The organism is Pseudomonas protegens (assembly GCF_013407925.2).
GTDB classification, from domain to species: Bacteria; Pseudomonadota; Gammaproteobacteria; order Pseudomonadales; family Pseudomonadaceae; genus Aquipseudomonas; species Aquipseudomonas fluorescens_AP.
The window spans coordinates 5233603-5251203 of sequence record NZ_CP060201.1; the positions used below are offsets into that span (position 1 = coordinate 5233603).

Sequence of the window (17601 nt, forward strand, 5' to 3'; positions counted from 1 at the left end):
GCTGCCAAAGAGAGCTCCCCATTAGTGCTAAAACTTATATCGAGGAAAGGGGCTGGGGCTCGAAGAAGCAATTATGGATAAAATACGAACACGTCTCTTGAGGCTCCCGCGCCGACAAAAACGAGTCCTGCAAGTGATCACCGATATCTTTTTGGTATGGGTGGCATTGTGGATGGCGTTCGTCGTGAGGCTGGGTTTTGATGATCTCAGTAACCCTTTTGTTGTGCATTTCTGGCTTTTTGCAAGCGCACCTGTCGTTGCTATTCCTTTTTTCATAAAGTTTGGAATGTACCGTGCGGTCATGCGTTACTTCGGGAACGATGCCCTTATTGCAATAGTCAAGGCGGTAACCTTGTCTGCCTTGGTTCTTGCTCTGGTTGTTTATCTGTATAGCAATCATCAAACCGTAGTGCCACGCTCAATCGTATTCAACTATTGGTGGTTGAGTATGATTATGATTGGTGGCCTCAGACTGGTTATGCGTCAGTACTTTCTCGGAGATTGGTTCACGGCTGCTCAGCACGTACCGTTCACCAATCGTGATGATGGTTTGCCCAAAGTGGCTATCTATGGCGCAGGCGCTGCAGGTAATCAGTTAGTTGCAGCGTTACGATTAGGGCGTCTAATGCGCCCAGTCGCGTTTATCGATGATGATAGTAGTATTGCTGACAGAATGATTGCTGGGTTGCAGGTATATAAACCCAAGCATTTACAGCAAATGATCGACGATACCGGAGCAGAAGAGATACTTCTGGCCATTCCTTCATCAACCCGTAGTCGTCGTAGAGAAATCCTTGGTTTCCTTGAGGGCTTCCCTCTTCATGTCCGTAGTGTTCCTGGTTTCATGGATCTTGCCAGTGGTCGAGTGAAGGTAGATGACATACAAGAAGTAGACATTGCCGACTTGCTCGGTCGAGACTCTGTTCCCGCTCAAAGGGATTTGCTAGCGCATTGCATCCAGGGACAAGCCGTCCTTGTGACAGGTGCCGGCGGATCTATTGGTTCTGAGTTGTGTCGCCAGATTCTGAGCCTGAACCCTACTACCTTAATATTGTTCGAACATAGCGAGTTCAATCTTTACAGTATCTTGTCCGAGCTTGAACAGAGGCGAACGCGTGAGGCGCTGACTGTAAAGCTGCTTCCGATTTTAGGCTCGGTGCGTAACTTTGATAAGTTGTTGTCGGTTATGAAGACCTGGAATGTCGCTACGGTCTATCATGCGGCGGCTTATAAACACGTGCCTATGGTTGAGCATAATATCGCGGAGGGTGTGCTCAACAATGTGATAGGTACGCTCAATACCGCAGAAGCCGCCTTGCAGTCCGGCGTTGCCAACTTTGTACTGATTTCTACCGACAAGGCTGTTCGCCCAACCAATGTAATGGGCAGCACCAAACGTTTGGCGGAACTCACTCTGCAGGCGTTAAGTAAAGAACTGGCTCCAGTCTTATTCAACGACCCATCGAATATTTCAAGGGTCAATAAAACTCGTTTCACCATGGTGCGTTTCGGCAACGTATTGGGCTCCTCGGGATCGGTCATTCCGCTGTTCCATAAGCAAATCAAAGCTGGTGGCCCATTGACGGTCACCCATCCGAAAATTACTCGTTACTTTATGACCATTCCGGAAGCGGCGCAGTTGGTTATTCAGGCGGGGTCGATGGGGCAGGGGGGGGATGTTTTTGTGTTGGACATGGGCGAGCCGGTCAAAATTGTCGAGCTGGCAGAAAAGATGATTCATCTCTCCGGGCTGAGCATACGCTCGGAAAAAAATCCCCACGGCGATATCGCGATTGAGTTTACCGGTCTACGTCCTGGTGAAAAGCTTTACGAAGAGTTGCTGATTGGTGACAACGTAGTGGCTACGCAGCATCCGATGATCATGAGCGCCAATGAAGACCATCTGCCTTGGGATTCACTGAAGGCCAAGCTCAGTGAGCTCCTTGCTGCGCTGGACGCAGATGATTATGCAAGGGTTCGCCAACTGCTTCGTGAGACGGTGAGTGGCTATACACCGGATGGCGAAATTGTCGACTGGGTTTATCAGCAGCAACGCCTCAAGCCCTGAATCTACATACGCCGTAACTTTCCCGCCTTTGACTTGCTCCACGCATCACCTAGGTTTGGAAGGCAGCTTCGGAAAAGCTGCTTTCCTCACTCGATGTCATGGAGCGTCATTATGCAAAACTCGTATTTCCTCTCTCTGATCTTTGCCTTCCTGGCCAGTCTTTCGCTTACCACTCAAGCGGCTCCTCTGGTCAAAGCGCCGGTCAGCTCTGCGGAAACCGTGGAGCTGGCAACCGCGCAGAGTGGCAAGATCAATATCAATACCGCTGACCAGGCCGCACTGCAGCGCGAGCTCTTCGGTATTGGCGAGGCCAAGGCCAAGGCGATTGTTGCTTATCGCGAAGAGAACGGTCCCTTTGCTTCAGTGGATGAGTTGTTGGAGGTCAAGGGGATTGGCAAGACTATCCTGGAGCGCAATCGGGACAAGCTCGAGGTTAATTGATCTGATTTTGTAATCACCAGAGGCCGGACTTCGACCGGTCTCTGGCATGTCAGGGAGCTTCTGCTCTGGAAGTGGGTCAGCGGCGAAATCACGGATGTTTCAGCGCCTCAGGGATTTCAGGCGGCAAGCGTTCATAACCGTCGTGCGTTGTCTGGAGTTCGGCTACAACGTTGGATCGTCCTCCGATTTCTTGAAAAACCGTGTCGCGGCTTGCTATGGGCAATGGCCAACCCGGAGCGCGCGGTGTTACTTGCGCTCCTGCTCCTTCAGTCCATTAGCCACAACATCCAGTATCCGCTCGCCCAATTCAGCGTTTTCCACGCTGCGCGAGAGCATCAGCGCACCCACCAGGGTCGACATGATCATCAGGCTGCGCTGCGCTTTGTTATCGCCTTCCAGGGTGCCTTCCAGTTGCGCGAGCCTGGCATTAAGCACGGTATCGGTGATGGGGCTGGGTTGGCCACGTTGGCCGAGCTCCGCGCTCATGGTCGGTAGCGGGCAGCCCAGGTGGGGGGACGTCCGGTGCCATTCGGACAGGTAATTGTCGATAAACGCCTCTAGCGGCTGCGCTTGTGCGAACAAGGTGGCGCAATGGGTATCCAGGTCTTGGGCCGCTGAGCTGAGTGCTTCTTCTACCAGCTCATCCTTGGATGTGAAGTGGGAGTAGAAACCGCCATGGGTCAAGCCCAGGGCCTTCATCAGGGGCTGTAGCCCCGTTGCGCCTATTCCATCACGGCGAAAGCGTTCCGAAGCTTCTTTGATAATGCGTTGGTGAGTCTGGGCTTTATGGTCTGCTGAATAACGCATTTGAGAAACCTCCACATCTAGAGCGCCATTTTAACCAAGGATGGTCAGATCACGCCGCTCCTTCTTCTAGGCTTTCTTGGTAGGTACAGGGTTCTGACAGGTTTTGGTGCTCGGAATTTCAGGAAGGTTTGGCACGATATTTGTTATCTGATTGATCAAGAGTTGTTGAACAATCCAGAGGCGCCTCTATGAGCAACGGTTTATCCCTGGCGGACCAGATCACCGTGGAACTGCGTGCGGACATCATCGGTGGTCGCTTGCTGCCTGGCATGCCGCTGGTGGAAAGCGAGCTGGTCAACAGTTACAACGCCTCTCGCAACACGATCCGTGAAGCACTGCACCGTTTGGGTCAGGAGGGGCTGGCCCTTTATGTCCGGCATAAAGGCGTGGTGGTCCGCCGTCTTGGTCATGACGATGTTCGGGACCTGTTCCGGGTCCGACGCACGCTCGAGTTGCAGGCGATCGCCAACGCCCGCCCCCTGCGTGAGCAGCAGTCCGATCTCATGCTCGATGCCATCGAAGCGGCTGAACTGGCCCGGGAACGTGAAGACTGGCGCGCCGTCGGTACCCATGGTTTGCGCTTCCATCAGCATGTGGTGGGGCTGCTGGATTCACCGCTGTTCGATGAGTTCTTCACCAATGTGGTCGCACAGTTGCGCCTGGTGTTTTGCAACGCGCCGGACGAAGCGCAGTTTCAGGCGCCCTGGCTGATGCGTGACCGGAGCATTTACCAGTGCTTGGCCGAGGGGGACAGAACCTCCGCCGGCGAGGCCATGGAGACGTATCTGGACGACTCCGAGCGTTTGTTGTTGAGCATGTTCAGCCAATCCTTACGTCACTGAGCGAGGGCGATACCCATGTACAAAGACTATCCAGCGGCTTACCAGGTCAGTAAAGGTTCGGCGCTGCAGGTGGACACGGCATTCTATGAACGCATTCGCGACAGTCGTGAGCAGCGCACGCTGGTCGAGCAGTTTGAGGTGCCGATTCGCACCGGGCGTGCCTGGAAGGTTCCCGCCGGGCATGTGTTTCGCGTCACCACGCCGGCAGGTCCGCAGGTGGGTGATTTCAACGTCTGGAATGCCAACGACCCGCGGGAAAGGTTATGGGCGGCGCGGACCCGGCAATTGCAAGGGGCTCACGTCAGTACCCACGATCGACTCTGGTCGAACCTGCCTTTTCTTCGGCCCCTGGTCACCATTACCGATGACAGCCTGGCGAATTACGGCATCGATGAACACGGCGGTCGCCTTCACGACTTGTTGGGCACTCGTTGTGATCCCTATGTGAACCGCATGCTCACCGGCGAGGACTTTCACCACCACTGCCATTCCAACCTGACCCGGGCGGTTCTGCCCCACGGGCTGACCGAGTTTGATGTGCACGATGTCTTGAACATCTTCCAGTGCACCGGCCTGAATCATGACGACATGTACTTCATGAAGGCCTGTCCGGCACAGAAGGGCGATTATCTGGAGTTCTTCGCCGAGATCGACTTGCTGTGTGCGTTATCGACCTGCCCGGGCGGTGACCTGTCGCTACCGATGTGGGGCCCGGATGCCCAGGATCCCTTGAGCGTATGCCGGCCGCTGGGCGTCGAGATATATCGTCTCGACGAGAGCTTGCTCAAAGGCTGGAGTCAGCCGCAGCGCGCGGCCTACAAAGGATTGCACGGCTTGCATATCGCCAAGGCCGAATGGGAACAGTAGGGCGCCAGAAAGCCCCTTCATTCTTGGGTGAAGGGGCTCGGGCTTAACGATCTCGCGCTTCCTTGGCATCCATTTCCGCGTTGCGTTCCGCCACGCGTTTACGCTGCTCTTCGGTCAACTCCACCTTGTTGGCGGTGTCGCGCAGCATCATCAAGCCGCCGACGATCGAACCGATAGCAACCACCAGAATCAACCAGGCATACCAGGGCATAGGGCTCTCCTTGAACGGCAGTTCCCGAGGACGAAGGTTCGTCCCCGGCACAGCCTGTAGTGCTTTGAGTCAAAGCACTTCGCACGGGTTCCATTGTATGCCCGATTGTTCCGGTCAGTGGCGGCCGATGCTTAGCGCCCGGTGAGCATGGCGTCCGCGGGGGCATCGGCCCGCAGTTGCGCGGTGAGTTGGAAGTAGATGAAGCCCAGCACCATGAACGCAAGGAAGATCAGGCCGATCAGGGCGTTGAACCAGGCCATGGCGACCAGGCACACCAGGGCCAGGACCAGGGCGATGCCGGGCACCAGCGGATAGCCTGGCGCACGGAAGCTGCGTGGCAGGTTCGGTTCGGCCCGGCGCAGTTTGAACAGGCTGAGCATGCTCATGATGTACATCACGATGGCGCCGAACACGGCCATGGTGATCATCGCCGCCGTGAGGGTCATGCCGCCCAGGTTGATCAGGCCGTCGCTGTAGATCGCGGCGATACCGATCAGGCCACCGGCGATGATCGCTCGGTGCGGCGTTTGAAAACGCGACAGCCTGGCCAGGGAGGCTGGCAGGTAACCGGCCCGGGCCAGGGCGAAGAACTGCCGCGAATAGCCGAGGATGATCCCGTGAAAACTGGCAACCAGGCCGAACAGACCGATCCACACCAGCATGTGCAGCCAGCCGGAACTGTCGCCGACCACCGCCTTCATTGCCTGGGGCAAAGGGTCGTTGATGTTCGACAGGGTGCGCCAGTCGCCCACGCCGCCGGCGAAGAACATGACGCCCATGGCCAGCAGCACCAGGGTCAGAATGCCGCTGATGTAGGCCTTGGGAATGGTGCGCTTGGGATCCTTGGCTTCCTCGGCGGCCATGGCGGCGCCCTCGATGGCCAGGAAGAACCAGATGGCGAAGGGAATCGCGGCGAACATCCCAGCGATCGCCGGAGCTCCAAAGGTGTCGGCGCCGGCCCAGCCATTGAGGGCGAAGTTGCTGAAGCTGAAGGCCGGGGCCACCACGCCCATGAAGACCAGGAGTTCCGCCACCGCCAGCACACAGACCACCAGTTCGAAGGTGGCCGCCAGTTTCACCCCGAGAATGTTCAGGCCCATGAAGACGATGTAGGCACCCACCGCGGCATGCTTGGGGTCCAGCGCCGGAAACTGCACATTCAGATAGGCACCAATCGCCAGGGCAATGGCCGGTGGGGCGAAGACGAATTCGATCAGGGTGGCCAGCCCGGCAATCAAGCCGCCTTTCTCGCCGAAGGCGCGACGGCTGTAGGCAAACGGGCCTCCCGCATGGGGAATGGCGGTGGTCAGCTCGGTGAAACTGAATATAAAGCAGGTATACATGGTCGCGACCAACAATGAGGTCAGCAAAAAGCCCAGTGTCCCGGCTACGCCCCAGCCATAGCTCCAGCCGAAATACTCCCCGGAAATCACCAGTCCAACCGCGATTCCCCATAGATGCAGCGTGCCCAAGGTGGGTTTGAGTTGTGTGTTCATCGGTGGCTCCCTGAACGGTTGAAAGTGCTCGGCACAGGCCGCTGCAGCCGTCATGCCAGTCCAGCAACCCGCGTCGTAAACCCGGGAAAGCCGTCGTATCGAGGATATTTCCCGGTTTTTCGCCGCTGATTTCCTTCCCTCCGCGCTGTCCTTGCGCTTCTTTTTGGGGCGCGGCCGCTGTTCGCCTCTCAGGCCTGTCCTGCCAGCGTGCGTGCCCACCCAGTCTTTACGCTTTCTTTATGGGCTGCCCACCCCGTCGCTCTCGTTCCTTTACAGGGACCCTGCGGACAATGACGGCATTCGCGGCAATCGCCGTACCTCGGAGACATTCCATGAACATTCTGGACGCGGTATCGCTGCTGCTGGCAGTGGGCCTGTTCGTTTATCTACTGGTTGCGCTGTTGCGCGCGGACCGGAACTAGGAGCTGCGGTTATGCACAGTTATGACTATTGGCTGATCCTGGCCTTTTTCGCCCTGGTGCTGTTGCCGGCGCCCTGGCTGGGACGTTTCTACTACCGGGTGATGGAAGGCCAGCGTACCTGGCTGACGCCGCTTCTGGGGCCGGTGGAGCGTGTCTGTTACCGGGTTTCCGGGGTCGATCCGCAGGTCGAGCAGAGCTGGCAGAAATACGCCCTGGCCCTGCTGGCGTTCAACTTTGCCGGCTTTGTCCTGCTGTTCGCCATCCTGCTGTTCCAGGATCACTTGCCGCTCAACCCGCAGAATCTTCCGGGGCAGGAGTGGACCCTGGCGTTCAATACGGCGGTCAGTTTCATGACCAACACCAACTGGCAGTCCTACAGCGGTGAGGCCTCCCTGAGCTACCTCAGTCAGATGGTGGGCCTGACCGTGCAGAACTTCGTCAGCGCAGCCACCGGGCTGGCGGTGCTGGTTGCCCTGTGCCGCGGCATCGGCCGGCGTTCGGTTCGCACCCTGGGCAATTTCTGGGTCGACATGACCCGTGCGACCCTCTATGGCCTGCTGCCCCTGTGCCTGCTGCTGGCCCTGTTCCTGGTCTGGCAGGGCGTGCCTCAGACCTTTGCCCATTACGTGGACGCCCTGACCCTGCAAGGCAACGATCAGGTGATCCCCCTGGGCCCGGCAGCCAGCCAGATCGCCATCAAGCAACTGGGCACCAACGGCGGCGGTTTCTTCGGCGTCAATTCGGCGCATCCGTTCGAGAACCCCAGCGCCTGGAGCAACCTGCTGGAGCTGGTGTCGATCATCCTGATTCCGGTGGCCCTGGTGTTTACCTTCGGCCATTACGTCAAGGACCTGCGCCAGAGCCGCGCCATCATCGCCTGCATGTTCGCCCTGTTCCTGATCGGCGGCGCCACCTCGCTGTGGGCCGAGTACCAGCCCAACCCGGCGCTGCAGAACGCAGCGGTCGAACAGACGGCCCCTCTGGAAGGCAAGGAAGCACGCTTCGGCACCACCGCCACGGTGCTGTGGTCGGTGACCACCACCGCCGCCTCCAATGGCTCGGTGAACGGCATGCATGACAGCCTCAACCCGCTCAGTGGCATGGTGGCGCTGATCAACATGATGGTCGGCGAAGTGATCTTCGGCGGCGTCGGTGCCGGTCTCTACGGCATGCTGCTGAACGTGCTGATCGCGGTGTTCCTGGCCGGATTGATGATCGGTCGCACCCCGGAATACCTGGGCAAGAAGCTCCAGGCCAAGGAAGTGCAACTGCTGGTGGTGACCCTGATGGTGATGCCGATTGGCGTGCTGGTCCTGGGCGCCCTGGCTGCCAGCCTGCCGGGCCCGGCCGCTGCCATCAGCAACCCGGGGCCCCACGGCTTCAGCCAGTTGCTGTACGCCTACACCTCGGCCAGCGCCAACAACGGTTCGGCCTTTGGCGGCTTCAGCGCCAATACCCCGTTCCACAACCTGATGCTGGGCCTGGGCATGCTGATCGGGCGTTTCGGCTACATCCTGCCGGTGCTGGCCCTGGCCGGCAGCCTGGGCCTGAAGAAAACCGCGCCCATCGGCCTGAACAGTTTCCCCACCCATGGCCCGTTGTTCGTGGCCTTGCTGACCGTGACCATTTTGCTGGTGGGGGGCCTGACCTTCCTGCCGACCCTGGCGCTGGGCCCTATCGCCGAACACCTGAGCCTGGGCTTCTGAGGACCTGATGATGAATATGCATGTTCCTGCCTCGAACAAGGCTGCCGATACGCTCGCCAAGAGCAAGCCGGCCAAGGCCGAAGCGTCGAGTACCGCAATCTCGGCGCTGTGGCGTCCGGCGCTGATCCAGGCCTTCGTCAAGCTCGATCCGCGCCAGTTGCAGCGCTCGCCGGTGATGCTGGTGGTGGAGCTGACGGCGGTCCTGACCACGGTGCTGTGTTTCGTGCCGGACACGGCGGTGCCGACCTTCGTCGCCGCCCAGATCGCCCTCTGGCTGTGGTTCACGGTGCTGTTTGCCAACTTCGCCGAAGCGCTGGCCGAAGGCCGGGGCAAGGCTCGCGCCGACAGCCTCAAGGCCGGCAGCGAGGGTTTGAGCGCCCGTCGCCGCAGCGCCGACGGCGGCTATCAACTGGTGCCGGCGACCCAGCTGCGCAAAGGCGATGTGGTTCGCGTCGAAGCCGGGGAAATGATCCCGGGGGACGGTGAAGTGATCGAGGGCATCGCCGCGGTCAACGAGGCGGCGATTACCGGTGAGTCGGCGCCGGTGATCCGCGAATCCGGCGGTGATCGTTCGGCGGTGACCGGCAATACCCGGTTGGTCTCCGACTGGCTGCTGGTGCGCATCACCAGCAACCCCGGCGAGTCGACCCTGGATCGCATGATCGCCCTGGTGGAAGGCGCCAAGCGGCAGAAGACGCCGAATGAAGTGGCCCTGGACATCCTGCTGATCGGCCTGACCCTGATCTTCCTGCTGGTGGTGGTGACCCTGCAGCCCTTTGCCCACTTCGCCAATGGCAGCCTGCCGCTGGTGTTCCTGGTGGCGTTGTTGGTGACCCTGATTCCCACCACCATTGGCGGCCTGCTGTCGGCGATCGGGATCGCCGGGATGGACCGGCTGGTGCGCCTGAACGTGATCGCCAAATCCGGTCGCGCGGTGGAAGCGGCAGGGGACGTGCACGTGCTGTTGCTGGACAAGACCGGCACCATCACTTTCGGCAACCGTCGTTGCAGCGCCATCCATCCGGCGCCCGGGGTCAACGCCCGGGAACTGGCGGAGGCGGCCTTGCTGGCGTCCCTGGCGGACGACACCGCCGAAGGCAAATCCATCGTCGAGTACCTGCGCGAACTTTATCCACAGCCCGAGCCGGCCAGCGATGTGTTGACCGCCGTACCTTTCAGTGCGGAAACCCGCCTCTCCGGGGTCGACTACCAGGGGCGGATCTATCGCAAGGGCGCGGTGGATTCGGTACTGAGCTTCGTCGGCCTGGAGCGCCGCGACCTGGCCCCGGCGCTGTCCCGGGAGATCGACAAGATCGCCCAGAGCGGTGGCACGCCGCTGCTGGTCTGTGGCGAAGGGCGGATGCTCGGCGCCATTCACCTCAAGGATGTGGTCAAGCCCGGTATCCGCGAGCGTTTCGCCGAGTTGCGCAAGCTGGGAATCCGCACCGTCATGGTCACCGGCGACAACCCGCTGACCGCCGCCGCCATCGCGGCGGAGGCCGGAGTCGATGATGTGCTGGCCGAGGCCACGCCGGAAAAGAAACTGGCACGCATCCGTCATGAGCAGAACGACGGGCGTCTGGTGGCGATGTGCGGCGACGGCGCCAACGATGCCCCGGCACTGGCCCAGGCCGATGTCGGCATGGCGATGAACGACGGCACCCAGGCGGCCCGCGAGGCGGCCAACATGGTCGACCTGGACAGCGATCCGACCAAGCTGCTGGACGTGGTGCAGATCGGCAAGGAGTTGCTGGTGACCCGTGGCGCCCTGACCACCTTCTCCATCGCCAATGACGTGGCCAAGTACTTCGCCATTCTGCCGGCGCTGTTCGCGGCGATTTATCCACAGCTGGGCGTGCTCAACATCATGCAACTGACCAGCCCGCAGAGCGCGATCCTCTCGGCGATCGTGTTCAACGCCCTGATCATCGTGGTGTTGATCCCCCTGGCGCTGCGTGGCGTGCGGGTCCAGGCGGCCAGCGCCGCCCACCTGCTGCGACGCAACCTGCTGATCTACGGCGTGGGCGGGATAGTGGTGCCCTTTGTCGGGATCAAGCTGATCGACATGCTGCTGACCGCGCTGCACCTGGTGTAGCCCGTCGCTGGCCGGCGCAGGACGCAGCAAGGTTTGCGGCCTGATCGCCGGCCAGCCGGCTCCTACATGCGACCGAATGAATCGAGGAATGAGAAATGACTAGCGTATTGCGTCCGGCCTTGAGCCTGATGGTGTTGATGACTCTGATCACCGGTGTGGCTTATCCGCTGGTGGTCACTGGAGTGGCCCAGGTGGCCTTCCCGGACCAGGCCAACGGCAGCCTGGTGCGTGATGCCGAGGGCAAGGTGCGGGGCTCGGCCCTGATCGCCCAGGATTTTGTCGGCGATGCCTGGTTCCATCCGCGCCCTTCGGCGGGGGCCTTTGCCACGGTATCCAGCTCTGCCAGCAACCTGGCGCCGAGCAACCCGGCCCTGGCCACCCGGGTGATCGACGATGCCCACAAGCTCCAGGTTCCGGGTCAGGGCCCAGTGCCTCTGGCCCTGCTCACCACCTCGGGCAGCGGCCTTGATCCGCACTTGCCACCCGAGGCAATTGACTATCAACTGGCGCGGGTCGCGGCGGCGCGCAATCTGCCGGCGGACAAGCTGCGGGCCCTGGTGGCGGCACATACCCAGCGGCCCCTGGTGGGGCCGCCGGTGGTCAACGTGCTGACCCTGAATCAAGCCCTGGACCAGTTGTAAGCGCCGGCGCCCGTGGCAGCGGCTAGAGTGCCTGGTGAATTGAATGTTTCGTTGCAGAGAGATACCCCATGAGTGATTCCGGTCGCGCCGATGCGCTGCTCGCTGAACTGCCCCGGGACGGCCGTGGCCGGCTCAAGGTCTTTCTCGGCGCCGCTCCCGGCGTCGGCAAGACCTACGCCATGCTCCAGGCCGCCCACGCGCAACTGCGCCAAGGGGTCAAGGTGCTCGCCGGGGTGGTGGAAACCCACGGTCGCGCCGAAACCGAGGCGCTGTTGGCCGGCTTGCCGCAGCAGCCTCTGGTGCGTTCGGAATACCGCGGGGTGATGCTCGAGGAAATGGACCTGGACGGCCTGCTCAAGGCCAAGCCCAAGCTGGTGCTGGTGGATGAACTGGCCCACAGCAATGCCCCGGGCAGTCGCCACGCCAAGCGCTGGCAGGACATTCAGGAGCTGCTGGCGGCCGGCATCGATGTGTTCACCACGGTCAATGTCCAGCACCTGGAAAGCCTGAATGATCAGGTCCGCGGCATCACCGGGGTCCAGGTGCGCGAGACCCTGCCCGACTGGGTGCTGCAGGAAGCCTACGAACTGCTGCTGGTGGACCTGCCGCCGCGGGAACTGCTGGAGCGCCTGCGCGACGGCAAGGTCTATGTGCCGGAGCAGGCGCGGGCGGCCATCGATGCGTTTTTTACCCAGACCAATCTCACCGCCCTGCGCGAATTGGCGATGCAGACAGCCGCGGCCCAGGTGGATAACGACCTGGCCCTGGGCTATCGCCAGCTCGGCCAGGCGGCGCCGGCGGTGCGCGGGCGTTTGCTGGTGGGCATTGATGGCGACGCCCAGGCCGAGCGCCTGGTGCGCCATGCCAGTCGCGTGGCCCAGCGCCGGCACCTGCCCTGGAGCCTGGTGCATGTGGACAATGGCCGGCTGCAGGACGAGCAATCGCGCCTGCGGTTGCAGGCGGCGCAGCAACTGGCTGAGCGCCTGGGCGGGGAGGTGGTCCTGCTGCGGGCCGGCGAAGTGGCCAAGACTCTGATCCAGCACGCCGCCGAACGGCGTGCCAGCCTGCTGCTGGTGGGGCAGTCCAGCCGTCGCTGGCGTCGGCGCTGGTTTGGCGGTGGCCTGGCGGCGCGCCTGTTGCGCAACGCCGAGGGCCTGGAGATCAATGTGCTGGACACCGATCCCCTGCCGCATCAGCCGGGGTTGCGAAGCCAGCATTCCCTGCAGTGGTTCGACTATGGCCTGGCGCTGTTGGCCACCGTGCTGGCCAGCGCCCTGGCCTGGGGCGTGGCCAGTATCCTGCCGCTGCCGAACATCTCGCTGGTGTTTCTCGCCGCGGTCTTGCTGGTGGCGGTGCGCAGCAGCCTGGGGCCGGCCCTGGCCTGCGCCGCGCTGTCGTTTTTGGCCTATGACTTTCTGTTTATCCCGCCCAGTTTCTCGTTTGCCATCCAGCGTGAAGAGGATGTGCTGACCCTGTTGTTCTTCCTGCTGATGGCCGCGCTCACCGGCAATCTGGCGGCGCGCCAGCGGCGGCAGCTGCAGGCGCTGCGCGAAACCCAGGAAGAAACCGGCGAATTGCTCGACCTGTCGCGCAAGCTCACGGCCGCTACCGATCGGCAGGCGGTGATCAGCGCCGCTGCCCAGCACCTGCACGGTCGCGATGAACTGCGCATCTGCCTGCTCAATCGCGACGGGCAGGGCGGCTGGAAAGTCGAGACCGGCGGTTCGCTGCAGTTTTCCGAGGCGGAGCGGGCCGCGGCGGACTGGGCCTGGCAGCATGATCAACCGGCGGGCCTGGGCACCGGGACCCTGCCATTCGGGCGTTGGTGGTGGTGGCCGCTTTCGGTGGACGACGGCCCCCTGGGGCTGCTGGGAGTCTGCCCCAGGGAAGGCGAGGAATTCAGTGGCCAGCGCCGGCGCCTGCTCACGGCCCTCAGCCAGCCGCTGGCCCAGGCCCTGGCCCGGGCGCGCCTGGCCGAGGATCTGGAGGCGGCGCGCCTGCACGGTGAAACCGAACAGTTGCGCAGTGCCTTGCTGGCCTCGGTGTCCCACGACCTGCGCACGCCGCTGACGTCGATGCGCGGCAGTATCGACAGCCTGCTGGCCCTGGGGGAGGCGATTCCCCTGGAAGATCGGCGCGAGTTGCTCGAAGGCACGCGCGATGAAGCCGAGCGCCTGGATCGCTACATCCAGAACCTGCTGGACATGACCCGGCTTGGACATGGTGCGTTGAAGCTGGCCCGGGACTGGGTGGCGCCGGGGGACATTGTCGGCAGTGCCCTGAACCGCCTGCGGGTGGTGCTGGCGCCGTTGCGGGTGAGCACCGAGTTGCCGCCGGACCTGCCGCTGCTCTATGTCCATGCGGCCCTGATCGAGCAGGCGCTGGTCAACGTCCTGGAAAACGCCGCGCGCTTTTCGCCGCCCCAGGGGCGTTTGCAACTGCGGGTCAGTGCCAGTGAGGGTGAGTTGAGCTTTGCCGTCAGCGACGAAGGGCCGGGGATTCCCGAGGAGGAGCGGGCGAAGATCTTCGACATGTTCTACACCGCCGCCCGCGGCGACCGTGGCGGACAGGGCACGGGCCTGGGGCTGGCGATCTGCCAGGGCATGGTCGGTGCCCATGGCGGGCATATCAGCGTCGCCGAAGGCATCGACGGCCAGGGTACTTGCATCACCTTGCACCTGCCGTTGCAGACCCAGCCCGAGCTGGAGAACGATGTGTGACACGCTGTGGTCCGCAATGCTGCCACCGTGCACGAATGCCATTTGGATGTGGCAGGGCGTGCGCTACTCTTTTGCCTCTTATTTGTCTTGAATCGAACCCATGAGCCAGACCGCGACCATCCTGGTCATCGACGACGAGCCGCAGATCCGCAAGTTCTTGCGCATCAGCCTGGCGTCACAAGGATACAAAGTGATTGAAGCCGGAACCGGTGCCGAAGGCCTGGCCCAGGCGGCGCTGAACAAACCGGACCTGCTGGTGCTCGATCTGGGGCTGCCGGACATCGATGGCCAGCAGGTCCTGCGCGAGTTTCGCGAGTGGTCGACGGTGCCGGTGCTGGTGCTTTCGGTACGCGCCAGCGAAGTGCAGAAGGTTGAAGCCCTGGACGGTGGCGCCAATGACTACGTGACCAAACCCTTCGGCATCCAGGAGTTCCTGGCGCGCATCCGTGCCCTGTTGCGTCAGGCGCCCGCCGGCGAGGTGCAGGAAGCGGCCTTGCAGGTGGGGCCGCTGACGGTGGACCTGGCCTATCGCCGGGTGCTTCTGGACGGTCTTGAAGTGGCCTTGACCCGCAAGGAATACGCCGTGCTGGCGCAGCTGGCACGGCATCCCGGGCGGGTGATCACCCAGCAGCAGTTGCTCAAGGACATCTGGGGGCCGACCCACACCGACGACAGCCACTACCTGCGGATCGTGGTCGGCCATCTGCGGCAGAAACTGGCGGACGACCCGACCCGGCCACGCTTCATCGTGACCGAGGCCGGAGTGGGCTACCGGCTCTTGGGCGGTGATTCCTGAGCCGTCGGGCTCAGGTCTTGCAGGTTCAGTGCTGTTCCTGTTCGTAGCGGTCCAGGGTGTCGCTGGCGATTTGTCGACCCAGGGCGATCAGTTCCGGCGCCTTGTAGAACTCGAAGAAGCGGCACACGCGCTTGGGCACGTTGATCAGGATGTCCGGCGGGTAGCCGGCAATCTTGTATTGCGCCAGGGAGGTCTGCATCACCTCGAAGCTCTGGTTCACCAGGTCCAGCAGCGACGCCGGGCCGACGTTGTCGATGATGAACGAACCACTGGCGGACTTGGGGGCGCCTTCGGTTTCCGGGGCGGCGGCCGGTTGCTGGGCCTCCGGCTCGGCGCCTTCGACCCAGGGATTGATGTCGGCCGCTTCGCTCTTGAAGGCTTCCTGTTCGAGCAGCAACAGTTGCTCGGCCTGCTTGCGGCGAAATGGCAGGTGCGAGCCCAGGGAGTTGATCAGGCTGTCGAAGCGGCTCTTGAACGCCGGCGGGCGCTGGATCACCGGCAACTGGTAGTGGCGCTGGTTGGTGGAGTTGAGGTTGACCGCGATGATCAGGTCGCAGTGACTGGACACCACCGGTACGATCGGCAGCGGGTTGAGCAGGCCGCCGTCCACCAGCATGCGGTTGCCCTGCATCACGGGGGTGAACAGGCTGGGAATGGCGGCTGAGGCGCGCATGGCCTGATGCAGGCAGCCCTCCTGGAACCAGATCTCCTGCTGGTTGGTGAGGTCGGTGGCCACGGCGGTGTAGGGAATGCGCAGTTCTTCGATGTTGATGTCACCGACGATCTTGCGGATCTGGCCGAAGACCTTTTCGCCGCGAATCGCCCCCAGGCGGAAGCTCACGTCCACCAGGCGCAGCACATCGAGGTAGTCCAGGCTTTCGATCCATTCCCGGTACTCGGCGAGTTTGCCCGCCGCGTAGATGCCGCCCACCACGGCGCCCATCGAGCAGCCGGCGATGCAGGCAATGTCATACCCGCGTCTTTCGATCTCCTCGATGACCCCGATATGGGCATACCCGCGCGCGCCTCCTGAGCCGAGGACCAATGCCACACGTTTGTTCATGATTCGTCCCTTCGCCAAACAGGCTGCAACAATGCACCCATAGCGCCCCAGGGTTCAATTACTGATGCGCCGGCGGCTTGCCTCAGTGTTTTTTCCTAGGGACTGAAAGGCGCTGACGCTATGCTCCTGCGGCTATATTTTCCAAAGGTCGAGTCAGGCACTTTTTGCAGCTGCCATCGTCTTAACCTGTACGACTGTTTCTTATTCCTGAGGTGTCATTGATGAAAGCCTGGATCTGTTTGCCCCTGATTGCATTGGTTCTGACCGGCTGCGCGGGCAAGACCGCCTACCGCGACAGTTGCGGCACTCAGCTGGACGCCGCCTGGCATGAGCTGGACCTGGCCAAGGCCGAAGGGTTTGCGGGCACCGTGAGCTATTCCAAGGCCCTGTCCCTGCTGACCGGCGCCAAGACCCAGCAGCAATTCGAAGCCTTTGAAGGCTGCACCAAGAAAGCCGAGAAGGCGCGCTTCTACATTCGTGAGTCGCGTGCCGGGCGCTGATCTGCACCAGGCGCTACGCTGAAGCTGCAACCTCATCGTGGGCCATGACCGGGCGCAATGCCGGTCACGGGCCCACGTTTCATTCTTGAGCTGGATAAGCCGAATTCAGGCTTGCACGTCGTATTGGGGAACCCGTGATGTCTGCCTTGGTTGATCGATTGGTGGCTCAGATCCTGAGCCTGGAAGTGAGCTTGCTGGCTTGTCAGGCGCGCATGGCGGCTGCCACCGATGCCGAGGCGCTGCACGACTTGCGCATCACCGTGCGGCGCTTGCGCAGCCTGTTGCGTCCGCTGCGCGGCTTGCCCGGTGTCGAGCAGTTGGAGGCCGCGGCCAGCGCGGTCGGGCAACTGACAACGCCGATGCGTGACCGTGAAGTGCTGGCGGCTCATCTGCACCAGCATGGCCATCACCTTGCCGCCGAGCGGCGCACCGCCCAGGTGCGCAGGGAGTATTCGGCAGTGGCGGGCGGGCCGCAGTTGGCCCAGCTGTTCCTGGTACTGGATGCGTTTCCGCGATTTCTGCGGGCTTGCCAGCGCCAGGGCTTGCTCCGGGGGTTGCGGGTGCGGATTGAAAAGCGCCTGGCCAAGCAGTGGAAAGCCCTGGGCGAGGCGCTGCAGGACCCCGCTCACGATCGCCATCGTTTGCGGCTGTTGATCAAGCGTGTGCGCTACGCGGCCGATGCCTATCCGCAGCTTGATCGCCTGCCGGCGCTGGCGATCAAGCGTCTCAAGGCGGCCCAGGGCGCCTTGGGGGATTGGCATGACTGCTGGCAATGGCTGGCTCAGGCCGAGCAGCAACCGGACCTGCTGCCCTGTGTCGCCGGCTGGCGTCGCACCATGCTCAAGGCTGAAACCGCAGCTGATCGGGTGCTGGAGCAGTTGTACGACGATTGCTTTGGTAACTGATCATCGTGGTGCGGCTTATCT

The 17601-nt window shown here is 61.9% G+C and carries 16 protein-coding genes; 12 read left to right on the forward strand and 4 right to left on the reverse strand.

Features of this window, described 5'->3' with window-relative positions:
- The first annotated feature begins 73 nt into the window (after positions 1 to 73).
- Positions 74 to 2068, forward strand: coding sequence for a nucleoside-diphosphate sugar epimerase/dehydratase (locus GGI48_RS24420; RefSeq protein WP_181957002.1), 1995 nt, complete (start codon positions 74 to 76; stop codon positions 2066 to 2068).
- A gap of 111 nt (positions 2069 to 2179) precedes the next feature.
- Positions 2180 to 2509 (forward strand): ComEA family DNA-binding protein, encoded by a 330-nt coding sequence (locus tag GGI48_RS24425; protein WP_016964086.1) that lies wholly within the window; start codon positions 2180 to 2182, stop codon positions 2507 to 2509.
- A 246-nt stretch (positions 2510 to 2755) separates the two neighbouring features.
- Here the strand turns inward: GGI48_RS24425 and GGI48_RS24430 are convergent, their stop codons facing one another.
- On the reverse strand, positions 2756 to 3316 hold the full coding sequence (locus tag GGI48_RS24430) for a TetR/AcrR family transcriptional regulator (RefSeq protein WP_179600398.1): 561 nt from the start codon (positions 3314 to 3316) through the stop codon (positions 2756 to 2758).
- 188 nt (positions 3317 to 3504) lie between these two features.
- On the opposite strand from GGI48_RS24430, the gene GGI48_RS24435 reads away from it, so the two are divergent.
- On the forward strand, positions 3505 to 4158 hold the full coding sequence (locus tag GGI48_RS24435; RefSeq protein WP_047305552.1) for a GntR family transcriptional regulator: 654 nt from the start codon (positions 3505 to 3507) through the stop codon (positions 4156 to 4158).
- A 15-nt stretch (positions 4159 to 4173) separates the two neighbouring features.
- Positions 4174 to 5025 carry an urea carboxylase-associated family protein gene (locus GGI48_RS24440; protein WP_179600400.1) on the forward strand — a complete coding sequence of 284 codons (852 nt, stop codon included), beginning with the start codon at positions 4174 to 4176 and terminating at the stop codon, positions 5023 to 5025.
- A 43-nt stretch (positions 5026 to 5068) separates the two neighbouring features.
- Here GGI48_RS24440 and GGI48_RS24445 read toward each other — a convergent pair whose 3' ends face one another.
- Together GGI48_RS24445 and eat are read right to left on the reverse strand one after the other, a co-directional pair.
- Positions 5069 to 5236 carry a DUF2897 family protein gene (locus GGI48_RS24445; RefSeq protein WP_080963123.1) on the reverse strand — a complete coding sequence of 56 codons (168 nt, stop codon included), beginning with the start codon at positions 5234 to 5236 and terminating at the stop codon, positions 5069 to 5071.
- 131 nt (positions 5237 to 5367) lie between these two features.
- Positions 5368 to 6732 (reverse strand): ethanolamine permease, encoded by a 1365-nt coding sequence (gene eat, locus GGI48_RS24450; RefSeq protein ID WP_016964081.1) that lies wholly within the window; start codon positions 6730 to 6732, stop codon positions 5368 to 5370.
- 332 nt (positions 6733 to 7064) lie between these two features.
- Between eat and kdpF the strand changes: the two genes are divergently transcribed.
- From kdpF to GGI48_RS24480, 6 genes are all read left to right on the forward strand, one after another.
- On the forward strand, positions 7065 to 7154 hold the full coding sequence (kdpF, locus tag GGI48_RS24455; RefSeq protein ID WP_016964080.1) for a K(+)-transporting ATPase subunit F: 90 nt from the start codon (positions 7065 to 7067) through the stop codon (positions 7152 to 7154).
- Between the two features lie 11 nt (positions 7155 to 7165).
- The gene (kdpA, locus tag GGI48_RS24460; protein ID WP_047305550.1) at positions 7166 to 8860 is read left to right on the forward strand and encodes a potassium-transporting ATPase subunit KdpA; all 1695 of its coding nucleotides are present in this window, start codon (positions 7166 to 7168) and stop codon (positions 8858 to 8860) included.
- Between the two features lie 10 nt (positions 8861 to 8870).
- On the forward strand, positions 8871 to 10955 hold the full coding sequence (gene kdpB / locus GGI48_RS24465) for a potassium-transporting ATPase subunit KdpB (protein ID WP_047305549.1): 2085 nt from the start codon (positions 8871 to 8873) through the stop codon (positions 10953 to 10955).
- A gap of 95 nt (positions 10956 to 11050) precedes the next feature.
- On the forward strand, positions 11051 to 11596 hold the full coding sequence (kdpC, locus tag GGI48_RS24470; RefSeq protein WP_016964077.1) for a potassium-transporting ATPase subunit KdpC: 546 nt from the start codon (positions 11051 to 11053) through the stop codon (positions 11594 to 11596).
- A 68-nt stretch (positions 11597 to 11664) separates the two neighbouring features.
- Positions 11665 to 14316, forward strand: a complete 2652-nt coding sequence (locus tag GGI48_RS24475) for a sensor histidine kinase (RefSeq protein ID WP_016964076.1) — start codon at positions 11665 to 11667, stop codon at positions 14314 to 14316.
- 100 nt (positions 14317 to 14416) lie between these two features.
- Positions 14417 to 15112 (forward strand): response regulator, encoded by a 696-nt coding sequence (locus GGI48_RS24480; RefSeq protein ID WP_016964075.1) that lies wholly within the window; start codon positions 14417 to 14419, stop codon positions 15110 to 15112.
- 25 nt (positions 15113 to 15137) lie between these two features.
- Here GGI48_RS24480 and GGI48_RS24485 read toward each other — a convergent pair whose 3' ends face one another.
- Positions 15138 to 16175, reverse strand: coding sequence for a patatin-like phospholipase family protein (locus GGI48_RS24485; protein WP_016964074.1), 1038 nt, complete (start codon positions 16173 to 16175; stop codon positions 15138 to 15140).
- A gap of 221 nt (positions 16176 to 16396) precedes the next feature.
- Here GGI48_RS24485 and GGI48_RS24490 point away from each other — a divergent pair, with 221 nt between their 5' ends.
- Both GGI48_RS24490 and GGI48_RS24495 read left to right on the forward strand, forming a co-directional pair.
- On the forward strand, positions 16397 to 16675 hold the full coding sequence (locus GGI48_RS24490) for a hypothetical protein (protein WP_016964073.1): 279 nt from the start codon (positions 16397 to 16399) through the stop codon (positions 16673 to 16675).
- Positions 16676 to 16812: 137 nt separating this feature from the next.
- Entirely contained in the window at positions 16813 to 17580 is a 768-nt protein-coding gene (locus GGI48_RS24495; RefSeq protein ID WP_179600402.1) for a CHAD domain-containing protein, read from the forward strand.
- The last annotated feature ends 21 nt before the right edge of the window (positions 17581 to 17601 follow it).

Excerpts from the sequence above, each read along its gene's own strand:
- GGI48_RS24420 (WP_181957002.1), top strand. The coding sequence starts at position 74 with ATGGATAAAATACGAACACGTCTCTTGAGGCTCCCGCGCCGACAAAAA.
- GGI48_RS24425 (WP_016964086.1), top strand. The coding sequence starts at position 2,180 with ATGCAAAACTCGTATTTCCTCTCTCTGATCTTTGCCTTCCTGGCCAGT.
- GGI48_RS24430 (WP_179600398.1), bottom strand. The coding sequence starts at position 3,316 with ATGCGTTATTCAGCAGACCATAAAGCCCAGACTCACCAACGCATTATC.
- GGI48_RS24435 (WP_047305552.1), top strand. The coding sequence starts at position 3,505 with ATGAGCAACGGTTTATCCCTGGCGGACCAGATCACCGTGGAACTGCGT.
- GGI48_RS24440 (WP_179600400.1), top strand. The coding sequence starts at position 4,174 with ATGTACAAAGACTATCCAGCGGCTTACCAGGTCAGTAAAGGTTCGGCG.
- GGI48_RS24445 (WP_080963123.1), bottom strand. The coding sequence starts at position 5,236 with ATGCCCTGGTATGCCTGGTTGATTCTGGTGGTTGCTATCGGTTCGATC.
- eat (WP_016964081.1), bottom strand. The coding sequence starts at position 6,732 with ATGAACACACAACTCAAACCCACCTTGGGCACGCTGCATCTATGGGGA.
- kdpF (WP_016964080.1), top strand. The coding sequence starts at position 7,065 with ATGAACATTCTGGACGCGGTATCGCTGCTGCTGGCAGTGGGCCTGTTC.
- kdpA (WP_047305550.1), top strand. The coding sequence starts at position 7,166 with ATGCACAGTTATGACTATTGGCTGATCCTGGCCTTTTTCGCCCTGGTG.
- kdpB (WP_047305549.1), top strand. The coding sequence starts at position 8,871 with ATGAATATGCATGTTCCTGCCTCGAACAAGGCTGCCGATACGCTCGCC.
- kdpC (WP_016964077.1), top strand. The coding sequence starts at position 11,051 with ATGACTAGCGTATTGCGTCCGGCCTTGAGCCTGATGGTGTTGATGACT.
- GGI48_RS24475 (WP_016964076.1), top strand. The coding sequence starts at position 11,665 with ATGAGTGATTCCGGTCGCGCCGATGCGCTGCTCGCTGAACTGCCCCGG.
- GGI48_RS24480 (WP_016964075.1), top strand. The coding sequence starts at position 14,417 with ATGAGCCAGACCGCGACCATCCTGGTCATCGACGACGAGCCGCAGATC.
- GGI48_RS24485 (WP_016964074.1), bottom strand. The coding sequence starts at position 16,175 with ATGAACAAACGTGTGGCATTGGTCCTCGGCTCAGGAGGCGCGCGCGGG.
- GGI48_RS24490 (WP_016964073.1), top strand. The coding sequence starts at position 16,397 with ATGAAAGCCTGGATCTGTTTGCCCCTGATTGCATTGGTTCTGACCGGC.
- GGI48_RS24495 (WP_179600402.1), top strand. The coding sequence starts at position 16,813 with ATGTCTGCCTTGGTTGATCGATTGGTGGCTCAGATCCTGAGCCTGGAA.